4 protein-coding genes are annotated in these 4,913 nt (G+C 75.2%); 2 read left to right on the top strand and 2 right to left on the bottom strand.

From position 1 onward, the window contains the following. Positions 1-36: 36 nt before the first annotated feature. Positions 37-870 (bottom strand): ABC transporter permease, encoded by an 834-nt coding sequence (locus tag ACWGL3_RS30995; protein ID WP_452462112.1) that lies wholly within the window; start codon positions 868-870, stop codon positions 37-39. Then, positions 867-1,841: an ATP-binding cassette domain-containing protein gene (locus tag ACWGL3_RS30990; RefSeq protein WP_267949119.1), complete on the bottom strand. Its 975-nt coding sequence runs from the start codon at positions 1,839-1,841 to the stop codon at positions 867-869. The genes ACWGL3_RS30995 and ACWGL3_RS30990 overlap by 4 nt, the downstream gene beginning before the upstream one ends. Positions 1,842-1,985: 144 nt before the next feature. Here ACWGL3_RS30990 and ACWGL3_RS30985 point away from each other — a divergent pair, with 144 nt between their 5' ends. Together ACWGL3_RS30985 and ACWGL3_RS30980 are read left to right on the top strand one after the other, a co-directional pair. Then, positions 1,986-2,573 carry a PH domain-containing protein gene (locus tag ACWGL3_RS30985; protein WP_452462111.1) on the top strand — a complete coding sequence of 196 codons (588 nt, stop codon included), beginning with the start codon at positions 1,986-1,988 and terminating at the stop codon, positions 2,571-2,573. 728 nt (positions 2,574-3,301) lie between these two features. Beyond that, positions 3,302-4,801: a PH domain-containing protein gene (locus ACWGL3_RS30980; RefSeq protein WP_267949121.1), complete on the top strand. Its 1,500-nt coding sequence runs from the start codon at positions 3,302-3,304 to the stop codon at positions 4,799-4,801. The last annotated feature ends 112 nt before the right edge of the window (positions 4,802-4,913 follow it).

Genomic DNA, 4,913 nt, shown 5'->3' with positions numbered 1-4,913 from the left:
CCCCCGGGGCCCGGGGGCGGCGCGACGGGACGCCGCTCAGGTGCGGCGGCGGTACGCCCACACGGCGAGCGGGAAGAAGACCGCGGTGAAGATCGCGGACCACGCCACCGTCCACAGGACCGGGCCCGTGGCGTCGCCCGTGCCGAGCATCAGGGCCCGCATGGCGTCGACGACGTGGGTGACCGGGTTGTTCGCGGCGACCGCCTGCAGCCAGCTGGGCATGTCCGCCGGGGCGACGAACGCCGAGCTGCTGAAGGTCAGCGGGAACATGAGGATCATCCCGAACGCCTGCACGGCCATCGGCGTGCGCACGATCATGCCGACGAAGGCCGACATCCAGCACAGCGCGAACGCGAACAGCAGCACCAGGCCGGCCGCCACGACCACGCCGACCACGCCGCCCTCGGGGCGGAATCCGATGAGCATGCCGACCAGGAGCACCATCACCACGGTGATCGTGTACCGGGCCAGGTCGCCGAGGATCGCGCCGGTGAGCGGGGCCGACCGGGCGATGGGCAGCGACCGGAACCGGTCGAAGATGCCCTTCTCCACGTCCTGGCTCAGTGAGAAGCCCGTGCCCAGCGTCGCGAAGATGACCGACTGGGCGATGATGCCGGGCATCAGGAAGTCGCGGTAGGCCTGCCAGTCGCCCATCATCGCCTGCCCGAAGACGAAGACGAACAGGGTCACGAACATGACCGGCTGCAGTATCAGCCCCAAGACCTCCTCGGGGTTGGCCTTGATCTTCAGGACACTGCGCCAGGCCAGCTGGAGGCCGTTCCGGATCGTGCCCAGCGGCGTGATCCTCGCCGGGATCGCCGGGGCGCCCCCGGGCTCCGAGGCCCGGGTCCGGGTCGTCACGGTACTCATGCTCTGGCCCCCTCGTCCGCGGACGCGTCCGCGGTCTCCTCTTCGGCGGTGTGCCCGGTCAGGGCGAGGAACACCTCGTCCAGGCTCGGCTTGCGCAGCGACAGCTCGGCGACCGCCACGCCCTGCTCGTCCAGGCGGCGCACCACCTCGGGCAGGACGCCCGAACTGGTGACCGGGACGCTGGCGAGCAGCCCGTCGGAGACGACGGGCGTGCTGGTGACCGCCTCGATGATCCTCGTCGCCAGGGAGATCTGCCCGGGGTCCACCGTGCGCAGTTCGAGCACCTGGTTCCCGGCCCGGCTCTTGAGCTCCTCCGGGGTCCCCCTGCTGATCATCCGCCCGTGGTCGAGCACCATGAGGTCGTCGGCCAGCTGGTCGGCCTCCTCCAGGTACTGGGTGGTGAGCAGGACGGTCACGCCGTCGTCCACCAGCCCGCGCACGACGTCCCACAGGCCGTTGCGGCTGTGCGGGTCCAGCCCGGTCGTGGGCTCGTCCAGGTACAGCAGGGCCGGGCGGCCGACCAGGCTCGCGGCCAGGTCGAGCCGTCGTCGCATGCCGCCCGAGTAGGTCTTGGCGGGGCGGTCCGCGGCGTCGGTGAGCTCGAAGCGCTCGAGCAGCTCCGCGGCGCGGGCCCGGGCGTCGGCCCCGCCGAAGCCCAGCAGGCGCGCGATGAGGAGCAGGTTCTGGGTGCCGGTCAGATCGGCGTCCACGGCCGCGTACTGGCCCGTCAGGCCGATGAGCCGGCGGACCTCGTGCGGTTGGCGGACCACGTCGAAGCCGCCGACCTCGGCGTACCCGCCGTCGGGTCTGAGCAGGGTCGCCAGGATGCGCACCATCGTGGTCTTGCCGGACCCGTTGGGCCCCAGGACGCCGAGCACGGCCCCCGTCCTGGCCGTCAGGTCGACACCGTCCAGGGCGCGTTTGCCCTTGAACTGCTTGACCAGGCCCTCCGCGCGGATGGCGTCAGTCATCGTTCCTCCGTTTCAACGTTCGTCCACCAGTGTGACGAGCCGGGCTGACAGAACGCTGACAGAGTTCCCGCGCCCCGGGGCGGCCGTGCGGGAGGCCCGCGGGGAGGGGCCTTCGGACACGGAGGGCCTAAACTCGTGCAGGTGATGAACACCCCGCCGTACGACGCCATTCCCGACCCGGACCGGCCCCGGGGCGGCCCCGAACCAGGGGACGGGGAGGCCGCGCGGCTGCGGCCCCCGCAGAGCCGCGTGAGCAGCAGGGCGATCGGGGTGTGGACCCTGAGGATCCTGTTCGGGTCGGTGTTCACCCTCGTCCTGCTCAGCGCGGCCGCCTGGGGCGCCTCGTCGCTCGGCTGGGCCTGGATCCCGTTCAGCGTGCAGGACAACGCGTGGCTGCTCCCGCTCGCCTACGGGGTGTACGCGCTGCTCAAGGTGGCGATCGTGCCGTCCTGGCGGTACAGGGTGCACCGCTGGGAGGTGGCCGGGGACATCATCTACACGCGGGTGGGCTGGATCAGCCGCACCTGGCAGCTGGTGCCCGTCAACAGGCTGCAGACCGTCGACCACACGCAGGGGTGGCTGGAGCGCGTGTTCGACGTTGCCACGCTGGAGGTGCAGACCGCCTCCTACGCGGGTTCGTCCACGATCGAGGGGCTGGACGCCGGGCAGGCGCGCCGCCTGAGCGAGGACCTCGCGGTGCGCGCCGGGGCGCTGAGGGACGACGCGACCTGATGGGCACGGAGCAGGAGGACGGCGGTCGCGCCGAACAGCACGGGGAACGGTACGGGTCCGGGGCGCGCGGCGTCCCGGACGGGACCGGCCGCGGCCCGCAGGGGGGCCACGGCGCGCGGCCCGCGGAAGGCGACGGCGCGGCACGCGTTCGACCCGGGGAGGGCGTACCCGCGCACGGCGGTCCCGGGCCGGAGCCGCACCCGGCGCCCCCGCCCGAGGGGTCGGCCCCGGCCGGGGGCTGGGTCGCCCCGGGGAGCACGCCCGCGCCCCGGGACCCGGGGCGCGCGGCGGGGGGCGCGGTTCCGGCCGGCCCGCCGGCGGTGTACGGCACATCGGCCCAGGGCGCGGGGAGCCCGCCGCAGGGGTGGGGCGACCGGTCCCGGACCGGCCCCGGCGCCGTGCCGGGGCACGGGCAGCCGGCTCCCGCTCCGGAGCCTCCCCGCACGGCCGCTCCGTACGGAGCCCCGCCCCAGGGCCCTCCGCCGTACGGCGCTCCTCCCGGGGGCGTCCCGTGGCACGGCCCCGCGCCCCACCCGGGCGCGCCCGGCGACGTGCCCCCGCACGGCGCCCCGCCGCACTCCGGGCCCCCGCACGGGGCGGCTCCGCGCGCCTGGTGGGGTCCCGCGCCGGCGGAGGGGCCGGAGGCCGGGGACGCGCCCGGCGGACGGGCCCGGGACGCGGCGCCCTTCCTCGCGCCGGAGCGGGCGCGCCGGATCAGCCCCCGGAGCATGGTCGTGGGCCCCATCAACCAGCTCAAGGGCCTCCTGGTGCCGATCGCCGCGGGACTGGTGCTGGGCGGGTTCAACGCCTGGGTGCTGGGCGCCACGGGCGCCACCGTCGTGGCGCTGCTCGTCGGCGGGTTCGTCACCTGGAGGACCACCCGCTACGAGGTCGGCGAGGACCGGCTGGAGATCCGCAAGGGGCTGATCAGGCGCTCCCGGCGCACGATCCCCCTCGAACGCGTCCGCGGCGTCGACGTCACCAGCACACTGCTGCACCGTCTCCTCGGTGTCGCCGTGGTGCGCATCGAGGCCGCGGCCGGATCGGCCGCCGCGACCGAGGACGGCAAGCTGGACGCGGTGGCGGCGGACGAGGCCGAGCGCCTGCGCCGCGTCCTGCTGCACCGCAAGGCCGTCCTCACCGGGCAGGAGACCGGGCCCCGGGCGGCCCCTGGCGGCGGGGCCCCGGAGGCGGGGGAGGCGGCGCGGGGGGAGGCGCAGGCTCCGCCGGTCCCGGAGGACGACACCGTCACGTACTTCGCCATGCCGCGCTCCTGGTACCTGTACGGGGCGCTCAGCCTGGGGTACCTGCTCACCCCGTTCGCGGTCCTGGCCACCCTCTTCGGTACGGTCCAGCAGACGGCGGGAGAGCTGGCCAACGACTTCGTCGTGGACTGGGTCACCTCGTCGGACCGGGGCTTCCTCCTGGTGGCGGCCCTGGTCTTCGCGGGTGTGCTGGTGCTGCTGATGCCGGTGTTCGCCGTGGTCTCCTACGCCCTCACGCACTGGGGTTTCTCGCTCCGCGGGCGCGACGGCTCCCTGGTCGCCGAGCGCGGGCTGTTCACCCGGCGCAGCGTCACGCTGGAGAGGCGCCGCATCCGCGGCCACGAGCTCCTGGACACCCCCCTCGAACGCACGCGCGGCGCCGTGCGCCTGCGCGCCATCGTCACCGGCCTGGGCGACGCCGCCAACCGCGCCGTGCTGCTCCCGACCGGGCCCCGCCCCGTGGTCGAGGACGTGGTCGGCCGGGCGCTGGCCCTCTTCGGGGGCACCCTGAAGCGCCATCCGCGTGCTGCCCTGTTCCGGCGGCTCACGCGGGCCGTCGGACCGTTCGCCCTGGTGGCGGTGGTCGCCGCGGCCCTGGGGGCGGAGTGGCTCGCGGTGGCGGGCGCCGTGCTCGCCGTGCTGGGGATCCCCCTGGGCGTGGACCGCTACCGGGCCCTCGGCCACGGGTACGACGGCGAGCGGGTGAGCGTCCGCTCCGGTTCGCTGAGCCGGAGCCAGGCGACGGTGGAGCGCTCGGCGGTGATCGGCTGGACCTGGAGGCAGACCCTCTTCCAGCGGGGACCCTCCCTGGCCGACCTCCAGGTCACCGTGGGGGCGGGCGCGGGGGGCTACACCGTCCAGGACGCCTCGATCGGTGAGTCGGTGGCCTTCGCGGCGCAGGTCACCCCGGAGATGGTGCGACCGTTCCTGGAGGATCCCGGCGCGCCGGGGCACAAGGGCTGAACCCGCTCAGCGCCGGCGGGCGGCCCGGTCCCCCGCGCCGGGGCGGCCGGGAACGCCGGAGGGCGACCGTGCCGTGCGGCTCCGGTCGCCCTCCGCCGAGGCGGGCCGGGGG

Source organism: Nocardiopsis sp. NPDC055824 (assembly GCF_053616335.1).
The sequence above is the reverse complement of the archived record's forward strand: the minus strand, read 5'-3'. Positions and strand labels throughout refer to the sequence as shown.

Excerpts from the sequence above, each read along its gene's own strand:
- ACWGL3_RS30990 (WP_267949119.1), bottom strand. The coding sequence starts at position 1,841 with ATGACTGACGCCATCCGCGCGGAGGGCCTGGTCAAGCAGTTCAAGGGC.
- ACWGL3_RS30980 (WP_267949121.1), top strand. The coding sequence starts at position 3,302 with ATGGTCGTGGGCCCCATCAACCAGCTCAAGGGCCTCCTGGTGCCGATC.
- ACWGL3_RS30985 (WP_452462111.1), top strand. The coding sequence starts at position 1,986 with ATGAACACCCCGCCGTACGACGCCATTCCCGACCCGGACCGGCCCCGG.
- ACWGL3_RS30995 (WP_452462112.1), bottom strand. The coding sequence starts at position 870 with ATGAGTACCGTGACGACCCGGACCCGGGCCTCGGAGCCCGGGGGCGCC.